The organism is Pararhodospirillum oryzae (genome assembly GCF_007992075.1).
Taxonomy (GTDB): domain Bacteria; phylum Pseudomonadota; class Alphaproteobacteria; order Rhodospirillales; family Rhodospirillaceae; genus Pararhodospirillum; species Pararhodospirillum oryzae.
The window spans coordinates 39372-62587 of sequence record NZ_BJZO01000007.1 but is presented as its reverse complement, the minus strand read 5'-3'; the positions used below and the strand labels follow the sequence as shown (position 1 = coordinate 62587).

The 23216-nt window shown below is 68.0% G+C and carries 24 protein-coding genes; 16 read left to right on the top strand and 8 right to left on the bottom strand.

Going from position 1 to position 23216, the window contains the following annotated elements:
• The first annotated feature begins 36 nt into the window (after positions 1 to 36).
• Both ROR02_RS02350 and ROR02_RS02345 read left to right on the top strand, forming a co-directional pair.
• Positions 37 to 645 (top strand): RNA polymerase sigma factor, encoded by a 609-nt coding sequence (locus ROR02_RS02350; RefSeq protein WP_147162401.1) that lies wholly within the window; start codon positions 37 to 39, stop codon positions 643 to 645.
• Positions 646 to 830: 185 nt separating this feature from the next.
• Complete coding sequence (locus tag ROR02_RS02345) at positions 831 to 1130, top strand: hypothetical protein (protein ID WP_147162400.1); 300 nt, start codon at positions 831 to 833, stop codon at positions 1128 to 1130.
• Positions 1131 to 1254: 124 nt separating this feature from the next.
• Here ROR02_RS02345 and ROR02_RS02340 read toward each other — a convergent pair whose 3' ends face one another.
• On the bottom strand, positions 1255 to 1938 hold the full coding sequence (locus tag ROR02_RS02340) for a cytochrome b/b6 domain-containing protein (protein ID WP_147162399.1): 684 nt from the start codon (positions 1936 to 1938) through the stop codon (positions 1255 to 1257).
• A gap of 470 nt (positions 1939 to 2408) precedes the next feature.
• Here ROR02_RS02340 and ROR02_RS02335 point away from each other — a divergent pair, with 470 nt between their 5' ends.
• The 5 genes from ROR02_RS02335 to queG all read left to right on the top strand — a co-directional run bounded on the left by ROR02_RS02335 (position 2409) and on the right by queG (position 7708).
• On the top strand, positions 2409 to 3398 hold the full coding sequence (locus tag ROR02_RS02335) for a hypothetical protein (protein WP_147162398.1): 990 nt from the start codon (positions 2409 to 2411) through the stop codon (positions 3396 to 3398).
• A 74-nt stretch (positions 3399 to 3472) separates the two neighbouring features.
• Positions 3473 to 4846: a LysM peptidoglycan-binding domain-containing protein gene (locus tag ROR02_RS02330; protein WP_147162397.1), complete on the top strand. Its 1374-nt coding sequence runs from the start codon at positions 3473 to 3475 to the stop codon at positions 4844 to 4846.
• 104 nt (positions 4847 to 4950) lie between these two features.
• Complete coding sequence (locus ROR02_RS02325; RefSeq protein WP_147162396.1) at positions 4951 to 5661, top strand: phosphatidylserine decarboxylase; 711 nt, start codon at positions 4951 to 4953, stop codon at positions 5659 to 5661.
• A 14-nt stretch (positions 5662 to 5675) separates the two neighbouring features.
• Positions 5676 to 6560, top strand: a complete 885-nt coding sequence (locus ROR02_RS02320) for a CDP-alcohol phosphatidyltransferase family protein (protein WP_147162395.1) — start codon at positions 5676 to 5678, stop codon at positions 6558 to 6560.
• Positions 6561 to 6637: 77 nt separating this feature from the next.
• Positions 6638 to 7708, top strand: a complete 1071-nt coding sequence (gene queG / locus ROR02_RS02315) for a tRNA epoxyqueuosine(34) reductase QueG (RefSeq protein ID WP_147162394.1) — start codon at positions 6638 to 6640, stop codon at positions 7706 to 7708.
• Positions 7709 to 7753: 45 nt separating this feature from the next.
• On the opposite strand, the gene ROR02_RS02310 is transcribed toward queG, so the two are convergent.
• Positions 7754 to 8479, bottom strand: a complete 726-nt coding sequence (locus ROR02_RS02310; RefSeq protein WP_147162393.1) for a ribonuclease T2 family protein — start codon at positions 8477 to 8479, stop codon at positions 7754 to 7756.
• 742 nt (positions 8480 to 9221) lie between these two features.
• On the opposite strand from ROR02_RS02310, the gene ROR02_RS02305 reads away from it, so the two are divergent.
• The 6 genes from ROR02_RS02305 (at position 9222) to ROR02_RS02280 (ending at position 15431) form a co-directional block, all read left to right on the top strand.
• Positions 9222 to 10595, top strand: coding sequence for an ABC transporter substrate-binding protein (locus ROR02_RS02305; protein ID WP_147162392.1), 1374 nt, complete (start codon positions 9222 to 9224; stop codon positions 10593 to 10595).
• Positions 10596 to 10682: 87 nt separating this feature from the next.
• The gene (locus ROR02_RS02300; RefSeq protein ID WP_147162391.1) at positions 10683 to 11699 is read left to right on the top strand and encodes a branched-chain amino acid ABC transporter permease; all 1017 of its coding nucleotides are present in this window, start codon (positions 10683 to 10685) and stop codon (positions 11697 to 11699) included.
• 2 nt (positions 11700 to 11701) lie between these two features.
• Complete coding sequence (locus ROR02_RS02295; protein ID WP_147162390.1) at positions 11702 to 12862, top strand: branched-chain amino acid ABC transporter permease; 1161 nt, start codon at positions 11702 to 11704, stop codon at positions 12860 to 12862.
• 4 nt (positions 12863 to 12866) lie between these two features.
• Positions 12867 to 13628 carry an ABC transporter ATP-binding protein gene (locus ROR02_RS02290; protein WP_147162389.1) on the top strand — a complete coding sequence of 254 codons (762 nt, stop codon included), beginning with the start codon at positions 12867 to 12869 and terminating at the stop codon, positions 13626 to 13628.
• Positions 13625 to 14413, top strand: coding sequence for an ABC transporter ATP-binding protein (locus ROR02_RS02285; RefSeq protein WP_147162388.1), 789 nt, complete (start codon positions 13625 to 13627; stop codon positions 14411 to 14413). Before ROR02_RS02290 ends, ROR02_RS02285 begins: the two co-directional genes overlap by 4 nt.
• Before the next feature lie 190 nt (positions 14414 to 14603).
• Positions 14604 to 15431, top strand: coding sequence for a universal stress protein (locus tag ROR02_RS02280; protein WP_147162387.1), 828 nt, complete (start codon positions 14604 to 14606; stop codon positions 15429 to 15431).
• A 29-nt stretch (positions 15432 to 15460) separates the two neighbouring features.
• Here the strand turns inward: ROR02_RS02280 and ROR02_RS02275 are convergent, their stop codons facing one another.
• From ROR02_RS02275 to ROR02_RS02265, 3 genes are all read right to left on the bottom strand, one after another.
• Positions 15461 to 17362 carry a cobaltochelatase CobT-related protein gene (locus tag ROR02_RS02275; RefSeq protein WP_147162386.1) on the bottom strand — a complete coding sequence of 634 codons (1902 nt, stop codon included), beginning with the start codon at positions 17360 to 17362 and terminating at the stop codon, positions 15461 to 15463.
• 11 nt (positions 17363 to 17373) lie between these two features.
• Positions 17374 to 18363, bottom strand: coding sequence for a cobaltochelatase subunit CobS (cobS, locus tag ROR02_RS02270; protein ID WP_147162385.1), 990 nt, complete (start codon positions 18361 to 18363; stop codon positions 17374 to 17376).
• An 88-nt stretch (positions 18364 to 18451) separates the two neighbouring features.
• The gene (locus tag ROR02_RS02265) at positions 18452 to 19063 is read right to left on the bottom strand and encodes a J domain-containing protein (RefSeq protein WP_147162384.1); all 612 of its coding nucleotides are present in this window, start codon (positions 19061 to 19063) and stop codon (positions 18452 to 18454) included.
• Positions 19064 to 19239: 176 nt separating this feature from the next.
• Here ROR02_RS02265 and ROR02_RS02260 point away from each other — a divergent pair, with 176 nt between their 5' ends.
• From ROR02_RS02260 to ROR02_RS02250, 3 genes are all read left to right on the top strand, one after another.
• A complete protein-coding gene (locus ROR02_RS02260; protein WP_147162383.1) occupies positions 19240 to 19551 on the top strand; it encodes a BolA family protein in 312 nt (103 codons plus the stop codon).
• Positions 19552 to 19774: 223 nt separating this feature from the next.
• A complete protein-coding gene (locus ROR02_RS02255; protein WP_147162382.1) occupies positions 19775 to 20083 on the top strand; it encodes a hypothetical protein in 309 nt (102 codons plus the stop codon).
• A gap of 230 nt (positions 20084 to 20313) precedes the next feature.
• Positions 20314 to 21099: a TVP38/TMEM64 family protein gene (locus ROR02_RS02250; protein ID WP_147162381.1), complete on the top strand. Its 786-nt coding sequence runs from the start codon at positions 20314 to 20316 to the stop codon at positions 21097 to 21099.
• A gap of 95 nt (positions 21100 to 21194) precedes the next feature.
• On the opposite strand, the gene proC is transcribed toward ROR02_RS02250, so the two are convergent.
• The 3 genes from proC to ROR02_RS02235 all read right to left on the bottom strand — a co-directional run bounded on the left by proC (position 21195) and on the right by ROR02_RS02235 (position 23023).
• The gene (gene proC, locus ROR02_RS02245) at positions 21195 to 22007 is read right to left on the bottom strand and encodes a pyrroline-5-carboxylate reductase (protein ID WP_147162380.1); all 813 of its coding nucleotides are present in this window, start codon (positions 22005 to 22007) and stop codon (positions 21195 to 21197) included.
• The gene (locus tag ROR02_RS02240) at positions 22007 to 22507 is read right to left on the bottom strand and encodes a type III secretion system chaperone family protein (RefSeq protein ID WP_147162379.1); all 501 of its coding nucleotides are present in this window, start codon (positions 22505 to 22507) and stop codon (positions 22007 to 22009) included. The genes proC and ROR02_RS02240 overlap by 1 nt, the downstream gene beginning before the upstream one ends.
• A 150-nt stretch (positions 22508 to 22657) precedes the next feature.
• Positions 22658 to 23023, bottom strand: coding sequence for an accessory factor UbiK family protein (locus ROR02_RS02235; RefSeq protein ID WP_176599698.1), 366 nt, complete (start codon positions 23021 to 23023; stop codon positions 22658 to 22660).
• Between the last annotated feature and the right edge of the window lie 193 nt (positions 23024 to 23216).

The following is a 23216-nucleotide window of genomic DNA, read 5'->3' as shown; positions in this document are numbered from 1 at the left end:
GTCCAGTCGAATCCGAGGGTGTTGAAGGTACTCGACATGAAGAGTTCCTGGGAGACGGACTCGGCCGGGGACGCTCCCGTCGGGGTGACGGCGGACGAAGTGCCCGACGACGCCCTGATGATCCGGGTACAACAAGGCGATCGCGACGCGTTCCGGCAACTGGTCACGCGCCATATCGACCGGATCGTGGGGCTGGCCCGGCGGGTGGTCGGGCCCGCCGAGGCCGAGGATATCGCCCAGGATGTGTTTCTCAAGCTATGGGCCCGGCGCGACCAGTGGACCCCCCGGGGCGGCACCTTCCGCACCTGGCTTTACCGGGTGGCCTTGAACCGCTGCATCGATGAAACCCGGCGCCGCTCCACCGTCGCCCTGGACGACACCCCCGAACCCATTGATCCCGCCCGCTCGCCCTTGGATCAGTGCGACGCCGGCGAGGAGGCGGCCCGGGTGCGGGCCGCCATCCATCAGTTGCCAGAGCGGCAACGAATCGCGATCACTTTGTATTATAATGAAGATTTGACGGCGGCCCATGTCGCCTGTATCATGGATTTAAAAGTGAATGCTGTGGAGTCCCTGCTGAAGCGGGGGCGCCAGAAATTACGGGATCTGTTGGGCGAAACCGATCCTGGCGGAGGCCCGGCCTAAAAAAGGCCCGCCTTGCCAAGGGCTTCCCTTCCCATCCCGATTTTTCGAGGAAGGGCCGTGTTCGGGCGAACCCGAAGGCGGTTCAGTCTCATCGGCAGCGCTCCAGGCGGTTGAAGGCGGGCGTTTCCATTCCCCTTCGCGCTTGCGGGAGGTTCACTGCCCCGTGGCTGGTCCACTGAATGTGGATGACGTCCCTTAGGTTCACCGAACGTGAACAGGCCGGTGGAGAGCGGATGACCCCCAATGAACTCAAGGCCTTGATCGACATTTACGGCGCCGACCTGGCCAAATGGCCCCCTCAGGAGGGGGCGCACGCCAAAACCCTTCTTGCTCAGTCCGACGAAGCCCGTGCCCTGATGCGCGACGCGGTCGCCTTCGACGCGGTCTTGCGGAACACCGGCCCGGTCCTGAGCCCGGATCGGCGGCGTTTCCTGGTCGACTCGATCATGGGCCGGCTGGACGACACGCCGTCGTCGCTGTCGTAACCCGGGCCGGCATTTTTTTGGATTTCGCCCTGAAGCGGGGAAGGGAAGGCGGGAGCCCTCCCTTCCACCGGATGGTGCGCGTTTGAAATTCTCCCGACAGGGCCGGAGAGGATTTGAAACGGCCTCAGACGCCTGTCATCAGGAAAATGACCACCAGGCAGCCCACGAACAGGCCAACCGCCAGGACGGGCGACGCGAACTTGGGTTCAACCGCCCCGGGGAGGGTCGGGCGCACCCCGGTGACCAGCGGGTGAATCAGGTCGTCCTTCTTGACAAACTTGTAGAACAGCGCGGCCGCGATGTGCACCAGGGCGAGAAGCACGGCAAGATTGAAAATGGTTTCATGCAGGCCGGTGAAAATCTTGGCCGTGTCCTCTGACACCATGTCATGGAACGGGCCGCCGACGATGGCGCCATCGTCATACGAGAACAGGCCGGTGAAGCCCTGCAGCAGCATGAGGGCGAGCAGGCCCAGCATCATCACGGCGCCGGCCGGATTGTGGCCCAGGCCCGTCCAATGCTCGCCCGAACGCACCGATTTGATGTAGGCCAGGATTTCCTGGGGCGGTTTCACGAAGTTGGCGAAACGCGAAGTCTCGCTGCCCACGAACCCCCAGATCACGCGGGCCAGAACCAGGGCCACGGTTACCCGGCCCAGGAACATGTGAATTTCGCCCAGGGAGTCGATGTTCTCGCCCGTGATGTAGAGCAAGATCAGAAGAGCAACCAGGCTCCAGTGAAACACTCGGGTCGGTAAATCCCACACCCGTATCATGGCGGCTGGGGAAGTGGTCGACGCGTCAGTCATCGCAACGATCTCCAGGCTGTTTCGGTTGGAGGGCCCGGGGGCTTTGCGTGGACCCCGCCCGGCCCTATCATGGGGCCCGTCCGCCGGTGCACGGGATTTTCATCCGCGCCGGCGGTGTACCCGCCCCGACTGTGCGGTGCCGGCGCGTCCGGCGCAACCCCACGTCTGGTTCCTTTCCGATTTGTTATGTTCGTGCCCGTGCCTTGCCCGTTTTGCTCCCCCGCCCCTGTCGCGTGTTCTTGTTTTGCTGGCAGGCATGAACCCTTGCCCTGCCGCCCGACCTGGGGCGAAATCCGGGAAGGCGACCCGCTTTTCGGGCCGGCCGCGGGCAAAAGCAACGAAATGCAAAAACAACGAAATAGAGTGTCGTGCCTGGATCTGATTTAATGCCCGGTGCACCGGAGAGGGATCCGGGAAGGAAATGCCACTTTTCGGATAAATTGAGCCTAAAAATAAAAGGATAAAGCGTCGTGCCCGCACCCGATTTAACGCACGGCGCTTTCGGTGCCGACGGCCTGGGGCTGGCTTTCCTCGTGCCGTTCGTTTTTTCCGCCGCAAGCACCGTGGCGACGCAGGCGCTGGGACCCCGGGGGCCTGCCCTGCTGCTGGCGCCCGTCCTTCTGGTCGCCGTGGCCCTGGGGCGTCTGATCGCCAGCCTTGCCCCCGCCCCCGTGATCAACCCGGCTTCCGCCGACTGGGCGCTGGCGCTGGGCGCCCTGGTGGCCGTGGCGGGGTGGATCGCCGAAAGAACCCGTCCGGAGCCCCCCAGGCGCAGGAAAAAAGCCTCCGCCGCCCCGACCGCGAAGGCACGCCCGCCGCGCGCCCGGGCCCCGGTTGCGCCACCGCCGCCGCCACCGCTTCCCGGGCCGGCCCGCCTGCTCGTGCCGGCCGTGGTCGGGCTGGCCGCGCTGGGCCTCGCGGCGGCGCCCGGAAGCGAAGGCGGCTGGCCGGCTGTCCTGGCCTCCGCGCTTGTGCTGGGGGCCGCCTGGCTGGGGTTGCCCTGGCGGCTGGACCAGATTTCCCGTCGGGGCCCCCCGGCCGCCGCCGGGTTGCCCGCCACCGCCCTGGGGGTGGCCCTGGTCGCCTGGGTCATCGATCGCCCCGACTTCGTGGCGCCGGCCCTGTCCCTGGCCGGAGCCCTGGGGGGCTGGTTCGCGGCCAGCCGGGTGCGCCCCCCGGCCCCCGGGCCGGCGCGGGGGCCCGATCCCGCCACGGTCACCGGCGTGGCCGTTCTGGTGCCCCTGGCCGGGGCCCTGGCGCTGGATTCCCCCCCCGCCCTGGCCGGTGTCCTGGTCGCGGCGCTGGCGTTGTTCGCCGACGCCCCCGCCGCGCGTCTTCCCCGTCCCGGGGGAGGAGCCGGCCGCGTTCTGGAGCCGGTGCTGGCCCTGGCCACCGCCCTGGCTCCCGTTGCCATCGCCGGGGCCATGACCGTGGTCGTCGCCGGCATGCCGCCCGGGTGACGGTGCTTTGTCCTTGCGGCTGTTTGTCTTATAGTGCCGCCAGGTGTTCGGACTCGAACGTCAGGAGCGCAGCCGTGACCAGACGCACTCTTGCCATTGCCGGGGCCGCCGGGGTGGCCGTGTTGCTTGTCGTCCTCCTGGCTCTCCTGGCGCGCATGGCCCCCGACAGCGGCGGGCCCGCCGGGGCATCCCGCGAGGCTCCCCCCTCGGGGCGCCCCGGTTCCTATGAAAACACGGGCCCCCTGTCCGCGACCGGGGAGCCGTCCCGCGCGTCCACGGCCGGGGACCCCGCGCCGCCGCCGGGCTGGGCGTCGGAGGTCCCTCCGCCGGTTTCTCCGGTGGCGCCCGAGGCGGGCGCTCCGTCCGCCCTGCCGTCCTCGGTGCCGGGCGTGTTCATCGTGCCGCCTGCTTCGCCGGGCGCCGCGCCGGCAAGCGCGGGGCCGGGGGGCGCCGCTCGCCCGGGCGCCGCTCCCGCTCCCGCCGCTCCCTCGGCCCTTGCTCCGCCGGCGGTCCCGGCTGATCCGGGCGCTGTTTCCCGGGCGGTCGTTCCCCCGGAGGACCCCGACAAGGCCAGGGATCCGTCGCGCGTCGACGAGGCCCCTCCCGTGGCCCCCCTTCCGGCACCGGCCTTCGACGTGGTCCGGGTGGAGCGCGATGGCGCCCTGGTGGCGGCCGGCACCGCGACCCCCGGGGCCACGGTGACCTTGAAAAGCGGCGAGGCGGCGGTGGGCGAGGCCACGGCCAACGCGCGCGGCGAATGGGTGATCAGCCCCGAGGCCCCCCTGGCGCCGGGCGGCCATCTCCTGGCCCTGACCGAGGACCGGGCCGACGGGCGGAAGTCGGGGGCCCCGGAAAGCGTGGCGGTGCGGGTTCCGCCGGCCGGCGAATCCCGCCCGCCGCTGGTCGTCGCCCAGTCCCAGCCCGACCGGGGACCGTCGCGCGTGCTGCAAGGCCCCCAGGCCGCCCGGGGCGGGGCTTTCGCCCCCCTGGGCATCGAAACCCTGGATTACGACGAACAGGGGCATCTGGTGGTGGGCGGCGTGGCGCCGGCCCGCGATCCGGTGCGCTTGTACCTCGATAACAGTTTGCTGGGCGAGCAGGGCAGCAGTCCCGAAGGGCGCTGGCAGATTGTCGCGCCGCAAGCGTTGCCTCCGGGGCCTCACACCCTGCGCGCCGACCGCCTCACCCCCGATGGCACCGTGGTCGAGCGGGTGGAAATCCCGTTCCTGCGCCCCGACCGGCTGCCCCAGCCCCGCGACGGGGATATCTTGTTTACCGTGCAACCGGGCAATAACCTGTGGACCCTGGCGCGCAAGGTTTATGGCCATGGATGGCGCTACACCGTCATCTTCCAGGCCAACCGCGACCAGATCCGCGACCCCGATCTGATTTACCCCGGCCAGGTCTTTACCGTGCCCCGGCCGGCGGAGGTCCGCCCGTCGCCGTAAGCCGGCCGGGGCGGTCCTGTTCCGGCGAAAAAACGGCCCAGTCCATGCCAGGGCCGCTTCTTTCGCTTCTTTTGGTCCCTGGTTCCTTAGGAGGGAAACCATCCATGCGTCGCATTGCCATTGACTGGAAGACGTACCTGAACCCGCCGTTCCATGCCGACGGGTGGAAATTCGTCGCCATCGCCGGCGTGGTCTCGTTGATTTTGTGGATGCTGGCCTTCTGGCTGGCTCTGCTGGGCTTCGCGTTCACGGCGGCCGTGCTGTTCTTCTTCCGCAACCCCAAGCGCTTCGTGCCCGAGCGCGCCGGCCTCGTGGTGTCGCCGGCCAGCGGTCTGGTCCAGGCGGTGGAAGAGGTCGAGCCCCCGGCCGATCTCGCCCTTGATCCCCCGGGCCCGCGTCAGCGCGTGAGCGTGTTCCTGAGCGTGTTCGACTGCCACGTCAACCGTTGCCCGGTGGGCGGCACGGTGACCAAGGTCAAGCACATTCCGGGCAAGACCCTGAACGCCACCTTGGACAAGGCGAGCGAGGAGAACGAGCGCAACACGGTGGTCATCCGCATGCAAGATGGCCGTCAGCTGGCGTTCACCCAGATCGCCGGCCAGATCGCCCGGCGCATCCGCTGCGACATCGCCGAGGGCCAGACCGTGCTCACCGGCGACGTCATGGGCCTGATCCGCTTCGGCAGCAAGGTGGACATCTACCTGCCGCCCGGCGTCGCGCCCCTGGTTGCCCCCGGCCAGACCATGGTTTCGGGTGAAACGGTGATCGCCGACCTGACCTCGGCCGAGCCCGCCCGTACCGCCCAGGTCCGCTAACGGGATCAAAACCCATGGCCCGACACCCCCGCGCCAAGGCGTCCCGCCGGCGAACCCCCCGTCTCAAAGGTCTGTCGTTCAACCGGATCATTCCGAACCTCATGACCTTGCTGGCGCTGTGCGCCGGCCTCACTTCCCTGCGCTACGGCCTGCATGGGGAGTATGAAAAGGCGGTGGTGGCCATCATCCTGGCCGGCATCCTGGACGGTCTCGACGGTCGCGTCGCCCGCCTGCTCAAGGGCACCAGCCGCTTCGGCGCCGAACTGGACAGCCTGTCGGATTTCGTCTGCTTCGGCGTCGCGCCCGCCCTGCTCTTGTACCTGTGGTCCATGGGCGTGGCCGGGGGGGTCGGCTGGGCCCTGGTTTTGCTCTACGTGGTGTCGTGCGGGCTGCGTCTGGCCCGCTTCAACACCCAGCTCATGGGCGAGCGCGACCTGCCCGCCTGGGCCTACAACTACTTCACCGGCGTGCCGGCTCCGGCCGGCGCCGGGCTGGTGCTGCTGCCCATGATGCTGTCGTTCGCCACCGACTCCCCGGACGTTTTCAGCCATCCGGCCCTTGTGGGCCTGGTGCTGAGCGGGGTGGCGGTGCTGATGATCAGCCGCGTGCCGACCTTCAGCTTCAAGAACATCAAGGTTCCTCACGCGGCGGTGCTGCCGATCATGGTGGGCATTGGCATCCTGGCCGGGTTCCTGGTCACCAGCCCGTGGCTGACCCTGGCCGGGGTGGGCTGCTTGTACCTGGGGATGATGCCGGTGTCGTTGCATTCGTTCCGCCGGCTGGAGCGTGAAGCCCAGGCCATGACCGGGGAAACGCCCGACGGCGGCGCTTCGCCCCCCGGGGCCACGCCCCCCGGTGCCACGCCCCCCGGGGCCGCGCCTCCCGCTTCCTCGTCCTGAGGCCCGTGTCGGCCCCTTTCCCTCGCGGGGGAGGGGCCCGCCCGGCTCCGGGGGCCGGTTGTCCGGAGTCCCGCTCCATGGTTTCCGAAAAGCAGCGTGCCCAGCTTCGGGCCCGGGCCCATGCCCTGGGCTTCGAGGCCTGCGCGATCACCGCCGCCCGCCTGCCCGAGGGCGCGGGGGAAGACCTGCGCGCCTTCGTGGCCCAAGGTCATCACGGCCCCATGGCCTGGATGGCCGAAACCCTGGAACGGCGCGCCGATCCCCGCGTGCTCTGGCCCGAGGCGGTTTCGGTTGTTACCCTGGGCCTGTCCTACGCCCCCCCCGAAATTCCCGACCCCACCGGCGGCGATCCCACCCGCGCCTGCTTCAGCGTCCATGCCCGCCACCGCGATTATCACGCCGTGGCCAAGGGCCGGGCCAAGACCCTGGCCCAGTGGATGGTCTCGCGCCTGGGGGGCGCGGTGAAGGTGTTCGTCGATACCGCCCCGGTGATGGAAAAACCCCTGGCCCACGCCGCCGGCCTGGGCTGGCAGGGCAAGCATACCAATCTGGTCAGCCCCCGTTTCGGGTCGTGGCTGGTGCTGGCCGAGGTGTTCACCACCGTTGACCTGCCCCCCGATCCCCCCATGCCCGATCGCTGCGGGGCCTGCCGGCGTTGCCTGGACGCCTGCCCCACCGGGGCCCTGACGGCGCCCCATGTCATGGATGCCCGGCGCTGCCTCGCCTGCCTGACCATCGAAACCCCGGGACCGATCCCCGAGCCCCTGCGCGGGGCCATGGGCAACCGCGTGTATGGCTGCGATGCCTGCCTCGCGGTGTGCCCGTGGAACCGCTTCGCCCCGCCCACGACCGAGCCCGCCCTGGTGGCGCGCCCCGACCTGATCGACCCGCCCCTGGCCGAACTGGCCGCGCTCGACGATCCCGGCTTTCGCGCCCGCTTCAGCGGCACCGGGGTGCGCCGGTTGGGCTACGCGCGCTTCAAGCGCAACGTGCTGATCGCGCTCGGCAACAGTGGCGCCCCGGCCCTGAAGGACGCGGTGGCGCCGTTCCTCGACGATCCCGATCCGGTGATCGCCGACGCAGCCCGTTGGGCGTGGGGGCGGTTGGGCGCGGAAGAGGGGAACGAGGAAGGGGAAGGGCACGAATAAGGGAAAGGGCGGGGAGGCTCGCCTCCCCGCGCCCCTCCGATCCGTTCAGGGGACGGCGAGGGGTTCGGGGGTGCAGCGCAAGCTGGCGGCGCCTTCGGCCAGGTGGGCGCTGTCCAGGGCCAGGCCGGAGCCGCTGTCGCGCAGGTAAATCCGCAAATCCACCAGAACGGCGCGGCGCTGGGCGCCCCGGCCGACGCGATCCACCTTCAAGCTGGCGGCCTTCAGGATACCCGGCCCGAAATCGGCTTCAAGCGCCCGGCACAAGGCGGCGCTGGTCACGGTGTCGCCCTGGGCCTTGCTGATCAGGCGTTGCGTTTGCGTGGCCCGCGCGGTTTGGGTCAGCGCGATGGCCGTGCGCATGTAGGTGTCGGCATCCCAGCCGGTGCAGGTGCCATGCTTGATCCATTCGTGCCGATCCAGGTGCGAGGCCACCCCGGGCATGACCTCGGCCAGCGCCTGCTCCAGGGCCGGGTCTTGCAACGGCACCGGCGGCAGATCGTCCCAGCCCGGCGAGCGATCGCGGGCAATCAGGTCATCAGATACCGCGCAATAGGCCCGCCCCCGAGGCTGCGGCCACAGGCCATGCAACGACAGCAAGGCATTGGTTGAGGCGTCGGAGGGGGCGCACTCGGGCTTGGCGTCTGGAGTCGCCAGCGTGGCGCAAAAGCCCGGAGTCCAACTGAGCGCCAGCACGAAGTCGTCGGCGCGGGCGAAAGAGGCGCCCGCCACCAGGGCGAGCACGACAGCAAAGGGCGCGAAAAAGGAGCGCATGGCAGGGTCCTTGCCGCATCAAAGGAAAAGGGACTCACCACGCTACCCGTTCGGGCGATCGCGCGCAGCCCGAGAGTCGCCGCCGTGATCGCGGGACAGCGGGCCGGGGACCAGCCTTTGCCGCGTTTGCATCGGTTTTGCATCGGTTTTGAAGAGGAACCGGGGGACAAGCGGAGTCCTCCGGGAAATCCCGGAGGAAGCCTCAATCCGCTTCCAGTCGCGGAGGGGCTTCAGCCTCACCCCCTTTCAACCTCTTGTCAAGCCAGGGAAAAAGGGAGGCGTTTCCACGGGGTGGGGGCGGCGGGCGGTCCGGGCCGGGTGCGAACGGGGTCCGGATCGGGTGTAATGCCAATTTTCCCTTTTTGATTCAAAGGCGTGATCCTTTTCCACGGGGTTCCCGCTCCCAAAAACAACCTTTATCATCTATTGCCTCGCGAACACACGTCTTCTTGCCCGCCGGGGTCTGGGGGCGCGCCGCGTCCCCAGGCGGGGGTTTGGGGGCGCCGCCCCCAACGGGCCTTGCCCGATCCACCCCCCGCTTCCTTTCCCTGAACCGCCCGGTCCTTAAATTACGCAATCAGGTGCCAAAATAGGGTGTTGATTCGATCGGCCCAGGCACCCATACTGCTCCCCATAACGGGCGAAGACCCGGAGAGAGGTTTTACGGTACCGACGGATCACCCGCAAAGGGGAGCGTCGGCCCGGGGGTATTCATCTTCAAGAAACAAGGGAGGACCGACGTATGTCGGAGACGCGTGACACCATCAGTGTGCCTGGTTCCCTGCCCTCCGTTTCCCGGCGCGGCGTGCTCAAGGGCTCGCTGGCCGTGGGGGCTGCCCTGGGCATGCCCACCATCCTGACCCGGCCCGCCTGGGCGCAATCGGGCTTTCGCAACGATCCGGGCAGCGGAGCCACGGTGACCTTCGGGTTCAACGTGCCCCAGACCGGCGCCTACGCCGACGAGGGCGCCGACGAGCTGCGCGCCTTCGAGCTGGCGGTCAAGCACATCAATGGCGAAGGCGACGGCGGTCTTCTCAAGACCATGAAGCCCCTGGCCCTGCGCGGCAACGGGGTGCTGGGCAAGAAGGTCCAGTTCGTGACCGGCGACACCCAGACCAAGGCGGACGCGGCCCGGGCCTCGGCCAAGCGCATGATCGAAAAGGACGGGGTGATCATGTTCTCCGGCGGCTCGTCGTCGGCGGTCGCGGTGGCCCAGCAGGCGCTGGCCCAGGAAATGGGCGTGGTCTTCATGAACGGCCTCACCCACTCCAACGACACCACCGGCAAGGACCGCCGCCGCTACGGCTTCCGCCACTTCTTCAACGCCTACATGTCGGGCGTGGCCCTGGCGCCGGTGCTGAAGGAAGAACTGGGCGCCGATCGCCGCGCCTATCACCTGACGGCGGATTACACCTGGGGCTGGACCCAGGAAGAATCCCTCAAGAACGCCACCGAGGCGATGGGCTGGGAAACCGTGGCCACGGTGCGCACGCCGCTCGGTGCCGGCGACTTCTCGCAGTACATCACGCCCGTTCTCAACTCGGGCGCCGACGTGCTGATCTTGAACCACTACGGCAAGGACATGGTCAACTCGCTGACCCAGGCCGTGCAGTTCGGGCTGCGCGACAAGATGGTCAACGGCAAGAAGTTTGAAATCGTCGTGCCGCTGTACTCCCGCCTGATGGCCCAGGGCGCGGGCGAGAACATCAAGGGCATTCTGGGCACCAAGAACTGGAACTGGTCGCTTCAAGACGAGGCGTCCTTGACCTTCGTCAAGTCGTTCGGCCAGGCCTACGGCTTCCCGCCGTCGCAGGCGGCCCAGACCTGCTACGTGCAAACGCTGCTGTATGCCGATGCCTGCGAGCGCGCCGGTACCTTCCATCCGCCGGCGGTGATCAAGGCCCTGGAGGACTTCCAGTTCGACGGCACCGGCGACGGCCCCACCTTGTACCGCGGCGCCGATCACCAGTGCTTCAAGCGCGTGCTGGTGGTGCGTGGCAAGATGAATCCCACCAGCCAGTTTGACCTGCTGGAAGTGGTCAAGGAAGTGCCGGCCGACGTGGTGACCTACGACCCGAACATGTTCGGGGGAGAACTGGGCCCCTACGAGGTCTGATCACCTGACCCTCGCCCGCGGGGCCGGTCGCCGCCCAGGCGGAGACCGGCCCCGTCGTCTCCTTGCCCCGCGCGAAAGCCCGATGCCATGGACGCACTATTGCTTCAAGTCCTGAACGGACTTGACAAGGGGGGCGCGTATGCGCTCATCGCCCTTGGTCTCACCCTTGTTTTCGGAACCCTGGGCGTTGTCAATTTCGCCCACGGTGCCCTGTTCATGCTGGGCGCCTTTTGTACGGTAACACTGCAAAAAATCCTGGGCACCTCCGTGCGGGTGCGCGACGAAAGCGTGACCTTCTTCGAAGCGTACAAGGAGGTCCCCTACCTTGTTTTGTGGTTTGGCGACGCCGGCAAGGCCGTGTTGCAATGGGTGGTGCCGCTTTCCATCCTGCTGGCCATTCCCGTCATGATGCTGATCGGCCTGGTCATGGAACGAGGCCTGATCCGCCACTTTTATAAACGACCACACGCCGAACAGATCCTGGTCACCTTTGGCCTCGCCATCGTGTTGCAGGAAATCATCAAGGCGATGTTTGGCGCCAACCCCATTCCCCAGGTCGTGCCCCCGATTTTCTCCGGCTCGGCCGAGATCGGGGAGTGGCTGGGCCTGGGCCCCGGGGTCAGCTATCCGTGGTGGCGCTTGATCTACCTGGCCTTCTCGCTGTCGGTGGTGGGTGCCGTGTTCGCCTTCTTGCAGCGCACCACCTACGGCATGACCGTGCGCGCCGGCATGGCCGATCGCGAAACCGTGGGCCTCTTGGGCATCGACATCGAAAACCGCTTCACCCTGGTTTTTGGTCTCGCCGCCGTGGTCGCCGGGCTGGCCGGGGTCATGTACACCCCCGTCCTGCCGCCCGACTATCACATGGGCATGGACTTCCTGGTTTTGTCGTTCGTGGTCGTGGTCGTGGGCGGCATGGGCTCGCTGGGGGGCGCGGTGGCTGCCGGCTTCCTGCTGGGCATCGTGCAGTCGTTCGCCTCGATGACCTTTATCAAGGAAATCCTGCCCGGCATTGACCAGATCATCATTTACTTGATCGCCGTGGGCATCCTGCTGGCCCGTCCCCGTGGCCTGATGGGCCGCAAGGGCGTGATGGAGACCTGACCATGACCCTTGATTCCCCGCGCCGCGAGGCCCTGGTCATGGCGGTGTTCGCCGTCGTGATCCTCACCATGCCCCTTTGGATGGCGCCGTTTGGGGCTTCCTACCCCGACTTGCTGCAAAAGTTCGCCATCTACGGCATTTTCGCCATTGGGTTCAACATCCTGTTCGGTCTGACCGGCTACTTGTCGTTTGGCCACGCCGCGTTCCTGGGCGTGGGATCGTATGCCGCCATGTGGTCTTTCAAGGCGCTCAGCGCCAACGTGCTGCCCGCCGTGCTGGGGGGCGTGCTGATCTCGGGGCTGTTCGCCGCCCTGATCGGCTACGTGTGCCTGCGCCGCTCGGGCATCTACTTTTCGATCCTGACCCTGGCGCTGGCCCAGATGTCCTACAACATGGCCTATTCGGTGCTGACCCCGATCACCAACGGCGAAACCGGCCTCAAGCTGACCCAGACCGACGCGCGCGTGTTCGACCAGCTGGCGGGCGTGGTGCCCGAGGCCGGCTTGCCGTCCACCTCGCTGTTTGGCCTGGAGATGACCGGCTATCCCGGCTTCTACTTCTGCGCCGTGGCCTTGATCGGCGCCTTCTTCGTCGCGCTGCGCATTTTCAATTCGCCCTTCGGCCTGAAGCTGCGCGCGATCAAATCCAATCAGACGCGGCTGTTGTACACGGGGTTCAATCCCAAGCCGCACCTTTGGGTTGCTTTCATCCTGTCGGGCATGTACGCGGGGCTCGCGGGGGCCTTGCTGGTGGTCACCGATCCGCTGGCCGGGGCCGAGCGCATGCAGTGGACCGCCTCGGGCGAGGTGGTGCTGATGACCATCCTGGGCGGGGCCGGCACCCTGGTCGGGCCGCTGCTGGGCGCCGGGTTGATCAAGTACTTTGAAAACATCTTCAGCAGCTTCAACGCCCAGACCCTGCACGACGCCTTTTCGTTCCTGCCCGATTTCCTGGAAAACACCCTGGTTTTCCTGATCAGCCCGTTCGTGGGCCATGGCTGGCACCTGACCTTGGGGGTGCTGTTCATGCTGGTGGTCATCTTCCTGCCCGGAGGCCTGATGGAAGGCATCCGTCGTCTGACCCGTCTGGTGAAGGCGCGCCGGGACCGGAACAGCGACCCGGAAGGCGCGGCCGTCGTGCCGCCTTCGTCGGTGGAGGGCTAGGGCCATGGGCGATATCCTGCTTCACGTCAAGGACGTGCACAAAAGTTTCGGCGGCCTCAAGGCCCTGACCAACATCAACCTGGCCATCGAGCAGGGCACCACCCACGCCATCATCGGCCCCAACGGGGCGGGCAAGTCCACCTTGCTCAACACGGTGATCGGCCGCCTGGTGCCCGACAGCGGCTCGGTGATGTTCGGCGGGCGCTCGCTCACCGGCCTGAAGCCGTTCGAGATCAATCAGGTGGGGGTGGTGCGGGTGTTCCAGACCCCCGAGATTTTCCCCGACCTGACCTTGCTGCAAAACGTGATGATCCCGGCGCTGGCCAAGAAGGAGGGCTCGTTCCGCTTCAACGCCTTCGCCAGCCTGTTCAAGGACACCGACGTGCGCGACCAGGCGCTGGCCATGCTGGAGGACCTGGGCCTGGCCGAGCAGAAGGACCGCGAGGCCGCCCACCTGTCGCGCGGCGACAAGCGGCGCCTGGAAATGGCGATGGGCCTGGTGCAGCGCCCGCGCCTTTTGTTGCTCGACGAGCCCACGGCGGGCATGGCGCGCCACGACACCAACCGCACCATCGACCTGTTGCAGGAGGTCAAGAAGACCGGCCTGACCAAGGTCATCATCGAACACGACATGCACGTGGTGTTTTCGCTTGCCGATCGCATCACGGTCCTGGCCCAGGGCACCATCATCTGCGAAGGCACGCCCGACGAAGTCCGGGGCAACCCCAAGGTCCAGGAAGCCTATCTGGGAGGCGCGCATCTATGACCGACACCCCCACCTTGCTGCCGGCCTTCGATGGGGCCAAGGCGCCGGGCAAGAAGCCCATCCAGGCCCTGGGCACCGCGCCGGCGTTCTTCTATTGCCGCGACGTGCATGCCTATTACGGCGAAAGCTACGTCGTGCAGGGCGTCAGCTTCGACGTGCGCGAGGGCGAGATCCTGGCTTTCCTGGGCCGCAACGGCGCCGGCAAGACCTCGACCTTGCGCACCTTGGCCCGGGTTGACAGCCCGCAGTTGCGCCACGGCGAAATCTGGCTCGACCACAAGCCGCTGCACCGCATGCAGGCCCATCAGGCGGCGCGCAACGGCGTCGCCCTGGTGCCCGAGGACCGGCGGATCATTCCCGGCCTGACGGTCGAGGAAAACCTGATCTTGTCGCAGATCGCGCCCCCGATCGGCTGGTCGATCGAGCGCATCTACGAGTTGTTCCCCCGCCTGGGGGAACGGCGCAACCAGGAAGCCGTTACCTTGTCGGGTGGCGAGCAGCAGATGCTGGCGATCAGTCGGGCGCTCGCCCGCGATATCAAGCTGCTGCTGCTCGACGAACCCTATGAAGGGTTGGCGCCGGTCATCGTGCACGAAATCGAACGCACGCTGGAAAGCGTCAAGGAGCTGGGTATTACCACGATCATCGTGGAGCAGAACGCGATCGCGGCCCTGCACCTGGCCGACCGGGCGATCATCATGGACATGGGAGAACTGGTGTTCGACGGCACCGCCCAGGAGGTTCTGGATAACGCCGAGCTGCGCCAGACGTATCTGGCGATCTAGAGTTCGTCAGGGAAAAGGGGGTACCGCTTTTCCCGCAAGGACAAACTCAAACAAAGGGATCCAGAGTCCGTCCGCTTCAACGGGAAACGGACGGACTCTGAAGGGGCTGTCCCGGTGCAAGGGGGCGGTTCGGGCCCTGCTGGCCCCGGCCTTCCCCCTTGCGTGCGGGCGAGAAAAAAGCGAGGGGGGAATGGAACTGCGCCATCTGTTCGTGCACCTGGACAGCACGCCGGTGCGTGCGCGTCGTGTCGCGCTGGCCCTGGGGCTCGCGCGCCGGTTCAACGCCCATGTCAGCGCCCTGTTCGCCCAGGTCGATGGCGTGGTTCCCACCTACGGGCTGCCCGAGGGCCTGCCGCTCACCACCCAGGCGACGGGGGCGCATGTCATCGACCGCTTCGCGGCCGAGGCACGGGCGGTCGGGGTGTCGTTCGATGCCGCCGTGGCGCCTCCCGGGGGGGCGGCCGAGGTGATCAACGCCACCTTGGAAGGCGCGCGCGACAGCGATCTGGCCTTGCTGGGGGCGTGCCAGGAGGTTTATGCCCACGGCGAGGTGCCGCCCGACCTGATCGCCCAGGTCATTCAGTGGTGCGGGCGGCCGGTTTTGCTGGTGCCCTGCCACGGCCAGGCGGAAACCCTGGGGCGCCGCGTGCTGGTGGGCTGGAATGGTACCCGCGAGGCGGCGCGCGCGCTGAACGACGCGCTGCCCCTGATGCGCCACGCCGAGGCGGTCTATCTGCTGTCGATCGCGCCTCCGTCCGAAATCGCCGCCGAGCTGGCTCCGTCAACCGGGGGCGTGGTCCGCCACCTGCGCCGCCACGGGATCGAGGCCACCTTGGTGCGCGAGCCCCGCCATGCGCTTTCGGTGGCCGATACCCTGGTCTCGCGGGTGACCGACTTCGGCTGCGATCTTCTGGTGCTGGGGGCGTTTGGCCACCTGAGCCTGCCCGCGTGGCTGCGCCAGGGGGTGACCCGCCCCCTGGTCGGCCAAAGCACCGTCCCCACCTTGCTGTCCCATTGACCAGGGAGGAAAGGGGGGCGGCGGCGAGGTTACATGACCAGCGGCGCGGCGCGGCGGTCGCGGCGGGGGTCGACGTCTTCCGAGAACAGGGCCAGGAGTTCGCGCATCATGGTGCCGCCCAGGTCCTCGGGGTCGTTCAAGGTCACGGCGCGGCGGTAATAGCGCGTCACGTCGTGGCCAATCCCGATCGCCACTAGCTGCACCGATGACGTGGTTTCAATCTGGGCGATGACCTCGCGCAGATGGGATTCCAGGTAATGGCCGGTGTTGGCCGACAAGGTGCTGTCATCGACCGGGGCGCCGTCGGAAATGACCATCAGCACGCGCCGGGCCTCGGGGCGCAGGGCCAGCCGGCTATGCGCCCACATCAGGGCCTCGCCGTCGATGTTTTCCTTCAAGATGCCTTCCTTCAGCATCAGGCCCAGGGCACGGCGCGCCCGGCGCCAGGGCTGATCCGCCGGCTTGTAGATGATATGGCGCAGGTCGTTGAGCCGGCCCGGGTTGGCGGGCTGGCCGTTTTCCTTCCACATCTCGCGCGAACGCCCGCCCTTCCAGGCGGTGGTCGTGAAGCCCAGGATCTCGACCTTCACCCCGCAGCGTTCCAGGGTGCGCGCCAGGATGTCGGCGCTGAGCGCGGCCACGGCGATGGGGCGCCCGCGCATCGAGCCCGAGTTGTCGATGAGCAAGGTCACGACGGTGTCGCGGAACTCGGTTTCCTTCTCGCGCTTGTAGGAAAGGGCATGGGACGGGTTGGCGACCACCCGCGCGAGGCGGCCCACGTCGAGGATGCCGTCTTCCAGGTCGAACTCCCACGCCCGGGTCTGCTGGGCCATCAAGCGCCGTTGCAAGCGGTTGGCGATGCGCGACACCACCCCTTGCAGGGGAACCAACTGGCGGTCCAACTGGGCGCGCAGGCGGTTGAGTTCGTCGGGATCGCACAGATCAAGGGCTTCCACCACCTGGTCGAAGGCGCGGGTGAAGGCCTTGTAGCGCGGCGCGATCTCGGGGGGCGGCTCGTTGCGCCGGCGCGAGGGATCGCCGGCTCCGGCCGGATCCTCGCCGTCGGCGCCCGGCATCATGCCATCCTCGGCGCACTGGGCCTGATCGTCGCCCTCGGCGCCCTCGCCGGTGCCCGCTTCCAGGCTGGGGTCGCTTTCCGGGCCACGGCTGGTCACGCCCTCGGGGGGCGGGCCCTTCTCGGGATCGCCGGGCTCGGGGTTGCTGTCGTCCGACGAGGGGGCGTCGTCGTTTTCCGACTCCTCGGTTTCGTCGGTGAAATCCTCCAGCCCCATCTCGGCCAGCAAAGAGCGGGTCACCCGGGCGAAAAGGGCCTGATCGTCCAGGGCCCCGGCCAACTGGTCCAGCGCCCCGGCCAGGGCCGGAGGAAAGGCGGTGCGCACCAGGGCCTGGACCTGGGTCATCACCGGGCCGGCCGGCACCGCGCCAAAGCGGGCCAGCGCCAGCAGGCGCACGGCGTCGTTCACCGGCACCTGGGTGGGGTCGGTGACGGAGGCGAAGCCCTCGCCAGCCAGGCGGCGCTCGATGGTGCCGCCCAGGTTCAAGGCCACGCCCGCCATCTTGCGCGCGCCCAGGCTTTCGTAGCGGGCTTGTTCCAGGGCCTGGTAGATTTCGCGCGCGGCCACGTTGCCGGGCTCCAGGCGCGCGGCCAGGGTGGCGTCGTGGTGGCGCAGCTTCAAGGCCAGGCTGTCGGCGGTGCCGCGCAGGCGGGTCAGCATTCCCGGCTCGGGCATGCGGGGCGGCAGGGGCAGGCGGACCTGACCGCCGGCCAGGGCGCCGGGGCCGGGGGCATACGTGACCGCGAGCCCGGGGTGCTTGGCGATGGCGCGCAAGGTGGCCGCCGTGACCGACTTCAAGGTTTCCACGGCGGTGTCGGACGCGTTGGTGGCCCCCAGGGGCCGGCGGTTTTGCACGAACGCCCCCTCTAGCTCAAGGTCACGCGCGACGCGGCGATGCTTTCGGGCAGGTCGCGGCCAAAGCAGCGCTGGTAGTATTCGGCCAGGATCGGACGTTCCGTTTCATCGCACTTGTTGAGGAACGTCACCCGGAAGGCATAGGCATCGTCGCCGAAGATCAGGGCGTTCTCGGCCCAGGTCAGCACGGTGCGCGGCGACATGACGGTGGAAATGTCGCCGTTGATGAAGCCGCTGCGCGTCAGGTCCGCCACCGCCACCATGGCCGCCAGGGCCTTGCGCCCCTCGTTCGTGTCGTAGCGGGGCTGCTTGGCCAGAACGATGCCCAGTTCAACGTCGGGGTCGAGGTAGTTGAGCGTGGCCACGATGTTCCAGCGGTCCATCTGGCCCTGGTTGATCTGCTGGGTGCCGTGATACAGGCCGGTGGTGTCGCCCAGGCCCACCGTGTTGGTGGTGGCGAACAGGCGGAAAGAGGGATGCGGGCGGATGACCTTGCTTTGGTCGAGCAGCGTCAGGCGCCCTTCGACCTCCAGCACGCGCTGGATGACGAACATCACGTCGGGACGGCCGGCGTCGTATTCGTCGAACACCAAGGCGACGGGGCGCTGCAAGCACCAGGGCAAGATGCCCTCGCGGAACTCGGTGATCTGCTGGCCATCGCGCAGCACGATGGCATCCTTGCCCACCAGATCAATGCGGCTGACGTGGCTGTCGAGGTTGACGCGGATGCAAGGCCAGTTGAGACGCGCCGCCACCTGTTCGATGTGGGTGGACTTGCCGGTGCCGTGGTAGCCCTGGATCATCACCCGGCGGTTGTGCGCGAACCCGGCCAGAATCGCGAGCGTGGTATCGGGATCGAAGCGATAGGCGCTGTCGCGATCGGGTACGTGCTCGCTGGCCTGCGAAAAGGCGGGGACGTGCATGTCGGTATCAAGGCCGAACAGGTCGCGCACCGGAACGGTGATGTCGGGGGCATTCAGCAAGGGCTCGGCGGCGGTCATGGGGATTCCTCGAAGATCGCAAGGCACAAACAAAGGGGGGAAAGGCACGGGCGCACGCGGCGCCTTGGCCGGGAAAAGCGAACGGGCGTCAGGCGCCCAGGGCGGCGCGTAGGACGTGGTAGGCTTCGGTCACCATCTTGAAGCGCTCCTCGGCGTCGCGATCCCCCCCGTTGGCGTCGGGATGATAGCGTTTCACGAGGGTTTTGTAGCGGGTTTTCAACGCGCTCAATGTCAGGGGCTCGTCAAGGTCCATCACGCGCATGGCGCGCGCGCGCGGCCCATCCTCGCGGTGGCGGGGTCTGGGGGAGTCCTGGCCGGGACCTTCACCGGCCATGCCCTCGGGGCCGAACACGGTGAAGGGGTCGTGCATCCGCTCGGCGACGCCGGCGCAGCGATCGCCCAGGGGCCACGTGGGGCGGTCCCAGACGGTGGCGCGACGGATCATGGTTTCGATGTCGGTTTCGTTCAGGCCATCATAGTAGTTCCAGGCCTTGTTGTAGGCCTGAACGTGTTCCAGACAGAACCAGTAGTATTCGCGCAGATCGCGGCTTTTGGGGGCGCGGTACAGGCCCTCGTGGGTGCAGCCGGGATGGTCGCACAAACGGGTCTTCGCGGCGCCCTGGGGCCCGAAGCTGTCAAGGGGGGGAATGGGGCGGCGCTTGCGGCGGCGATCCCATCCAGTGTTATCGGCGCGGGTCATGATGGGCCCACTATGGCGCCCGCGCTGTCTTGAGGCAAGACGCCTCCCGGTTCTCCCCTTGAACCGTGCCGGAGTCGGCCCACATCGGGTCGGAAGGGGTTTTTTCGTCCGCGAGCCCTAACCCGGCTGGCGAGGCAGGATGTTTCCCCGCTTCCCTGGCGAAGGAAAAATATCGCATGGCCCATCCTCCCGTGAGTGAGCAGATTTTTGAACGCCTGGAAACGGCGCTGGCCCCCGAGCATGTCGCGGTGCGCGATGAGTCCCGGCGCCATGCGCATCACGCGGCGATGCGGGCCGGACACGGCGGCCACGGGGAAACCCATCTGCACGTCGAGATCGTCGCGGCGCGGTTCGAGGGCCTTACCCGCCTGGAACGCCACCAGGCTGTCATGGCGGTGCTGGACGGGGTGTTCGCCGATGGCGTGCATGCGCTGTCGTTGCGGCTGCGCACGCCGGCCGAGGCCGCCGCGCAGGGGGCGCACGGCTAGATTCCCCGCCTGCGGCTCAAAGTGCGTCGCAAATTGCGAACGCACCGGGGTCTTCCTTCGCCAAAATCAACCCGAACGCTTATGATTTAAGGAATTATGAACGCCACAGGTTTGGCACGCCCCTTGCTTTCGTCTCTGTGTGTCCAGGAAGGGCGATCAACCCGGCTGAACCGGACGACAAGAAACGAACGATCCACGGACTAGAAAGCAGGGGGTTACGGTCATGAGTGCCAAACTTGCGGGTGAAATGGGTAATCGGGTTCTGATCCTGAGCGAGGATGCGATCATTCTTGATCAGGCGCGGTTGCAGCTGGAAGATCGCTTCGAAGTGGTGACGGCGAGCGCCGCCGACAACGGCCTGCGCGTTTTGGAAGAAGAGGGGCCCTTTGCCCTGGTTCTCGCCGATCTGTCGCCGGACGGCCCGGTGTGGGATGGCATCTTGGAATGCCTCTACTCCCTGCCGAGTGACACCGCCTTGATGCTGCTGGGCAATGGCCCGATGGGCGTGCCTCCCGGGGTGATGCTGCACTAAGCCTGGCCCGGGCTCCGGTACCGCTCGGAGCCTTGCTTGGAAGAAGAAGCAGTCCGTCGGACGACAAGGGGTCGGACGGGGAGGAATAAGAAAAAACATGGCCAAGAGGTTGAGGGACGGCGCCATCTGGGGGCGCCGTCTTTTTTTGGTGACTTGACCCCCGCGTCGCGGGCGGGCCTTGTGGGCGGGCCGGTTCCGGCTTTCCCTGGTTCGTCCGCCCTGGAGCCCCCATGTCGCCGTGGTCGTCTGGTGTCGCCCTGGCTCGCCGCAAACGCTGGGCCTTCGCGCTGGTTCTGGCGGGAATGGCGGCCGCCACCGTGTGGGCCTGGGGGGGCACAGGCGCCGGGGCGTTGCTTGATCCCGTCCGGCTGGCCGCGCTGGCGGCGCCCTGGCTCGCCCATCCCCTGGCCCCGGTGGCGGCCGTCGGCGCGATTGTCGCCCTGGGACTGGTGGGGTTTCCCGTTACCGTTTTGATCCTGGCCGTGGGGTTGGCCTTCCCTCCCGCTGTTGCCTTGATCGTCAACGCGGCCGGCCTCATGGCCAGCGCCGTGGTCTTGTTCGTGGCCGGCCGGGGGCTGCGGCGCTGGCTGCGGGTGTCGCCCGTTCTTGGGCGCGAACCGGAGTCGCCCGTTCTTGGGCGCGAACCGGAGTCGCCCGGGAAGGGGCGCGGACAGGAACCCTCCGGGAAAAGGCGCTGGCGGGGCCTGGCCCTGGCCGAGGGCGGCGCGGCCGGCGTGGCCGCCTTGCGCAACATTCCGGTGGTGCCGTTTTCAATTCTCAGCGTGCTGTATGGCGCAAGCCCGATCGGCTGGCGGGTCTACCTGCTGGGCACGGCGGTGGGCATGGCCCCGGGGGTGGTGGCGCTGTCCCTGCTGGGCGAGCGGCTGGCCGCGACCGTGCGTCACCCCGATGGCTGGTCGATCGGCGCCCTGGTGCTGACCGCCGGGCTCACCGCCTGGGGCGCCCACGCCGCCCAGCGCTGGGCCGAAAAGCGCCCGGGCCGGGCGGGGGAATAGAAAGGGACGCTTCACGACGGGGTGGTCTGCCCTTTCTCCGGGGCTCCGCCCAGTCCCTTTCTCCGGGGCTCCGCCCCAGTCCCCACCGGGCCCGGTTACGAGGCCAGTTCGCGCGAGCGGTGGGCGGCCGCTTCCAGGGCCCGCTTCATCAGGGGGGCCAGGCCGTCGTCGGCCATCAGCACCGCGAGCGCGGCGGCGGTGGTGCCGCCGGGGCTGGTCACCGCGCGGCGCAGGGCGGCCGGCTCGTCGGGCTGGGCATCGAGCAGGGCGCCCGATCCCGCGACCGTCTGCCGGGCCAGCTTTTCCGCCAGCGCGGGGGGAAGCCCCGCGGCCCGGCCAGCCTCGGCCATGGCCTCGACCAGCAAGAACACATAGGCCGGCCCGCTGCCCGACAGCGCCGTCACCTCGTCCATCAGCGCCTCGTCGTCCACCCAGTCGACGGCGCCCACGGCCGAAAGCAGGGTTTCGCAGGCGGCCCGGGCCGGGGCCTCGACCCGGGGGTTGGCGCACAGCACGGTCATGCCGCGCCCGATGGCGGCGGGCGTGTTGGGCATGGCGCGCACCACGGCGGCGGGCGCGTTCAACATCCGCTCGATGCCGGCCAGGGTGATGCCGGCGGCGATGGACAGGAACACGGTGCCCTGGGCCACCAGCGGCCCGTAAGCGGGAAGAACCGAGTTGATCATCTGGGGCTTGACCGCGACCACGCAGATATCGGGCCGGGGGGTCAGGGCCAGGGCCTCGTCTTGGGTGATCCGGCGCACGCCGGGGGGCACCTCGGCGGCCGGATCGACCACGGCAACGGCGGCGGGATCAAGTCCTTGCGCCAGCCAGCCGGCCAGCATCGACCCACCCATGCGTCCGCAGCCCAGCAGCAAGACGCGCAGGCCCAACAACTCCGATGTCATCACGCTTCCCCGACGGTTTCCAGCAAGGCGGCGTCGATCGCTTCCTGGGCCGACTTGCCGCCCCAGATGGCGAACTGGAAGGCCGGATAGAAGCGTTCGCATTCGCCGATGGCGATCTCGACCAGTTCCTCGACCGTGGCCCGGTTCAGATCCTGCCCGGTCAGCAGCACGGTGTGGCGGAACATCGGGATGCCGGTTTCGGTCCACAAGGCAAAATGGCCCAGCCACAGGCGTTCGTTGAGCAGGGCCAGCAGTTCCAGGATTTCCGAGCGCCGGGCCTTGGGCGTGCGCATGTCGAAGGCGCAGCTGAAATGCAAGGCGTCCAGGTCCTCGGACCAGGCGAAGAACAGCCCGTAATCGCACCAGTGTCCCGGGACCTCGGCGGCCATTTCCTGATCGCCCCGGCGCTCGAAGGTCCAGTCCTTGCAAGCGGCGATGGTTTCAATCAGGTCGATGGGATTGGGCGCGGCCGATTCCAGGGGAGAAATCATCGTGGTCATGTCCACGGCTCCGTGTGTGCGGGAAGGACACGTCCACGGACAACGTGGCACGGTTCCCGGGTCAAGGGTGTTCGTCCGGGCGGGACACCCCTTCGTCCCCTTTCCCCGGCGGATCCCGTGGGATCCGGGGCCGGGGGCGAGAGGACGACCTCAGGCGTCGGAGGGCGTCGTGTCGTCCGGTGCAACGCGGGCGGCTCCGTCGACGGGGGGGGTGGAGCGGTGGGCCTGGGCGGTGGCGCCCCGTCGGGGATGGGTGCTGGCGCCGGCGCGGGCGGCCAGCTGGCTTTCCATCTCGGCAAGCCGGCGTTCCAGGTCTTCCTGGCGCTCGCGGGCTTCGCGGACCATGGCCTCGACCACCTCGAAATCCTCGCGACGGACGAGATTCATATCCGACAGGATGCGCTCGACCCGGCTGCGGATCAGGGTTTCCATCTCGCCGCGCAATCCGCCCAGGGCGCCGGCGGCGCCGCCGGCAAGGCGCGACAAATCGTCAAACAGGCGGTTGCTGGGGGTCATGCCCTCTCTCTCTTTCGCGACACGCTCGTGGATTTCCGGCTCCAACGGCCGGCAGGGCTCTGCGGCGCTGGCCGAGAACCCGCCCGTATTATGCGGTCCCGCGCGCTTTGATGCAACCCGTGCCCTCGTTCGCTTCCCCGGCGGAGGCCTGGGGCCCTGGATCGGGGGATGACGCCCGCCGGCGACATGCGTA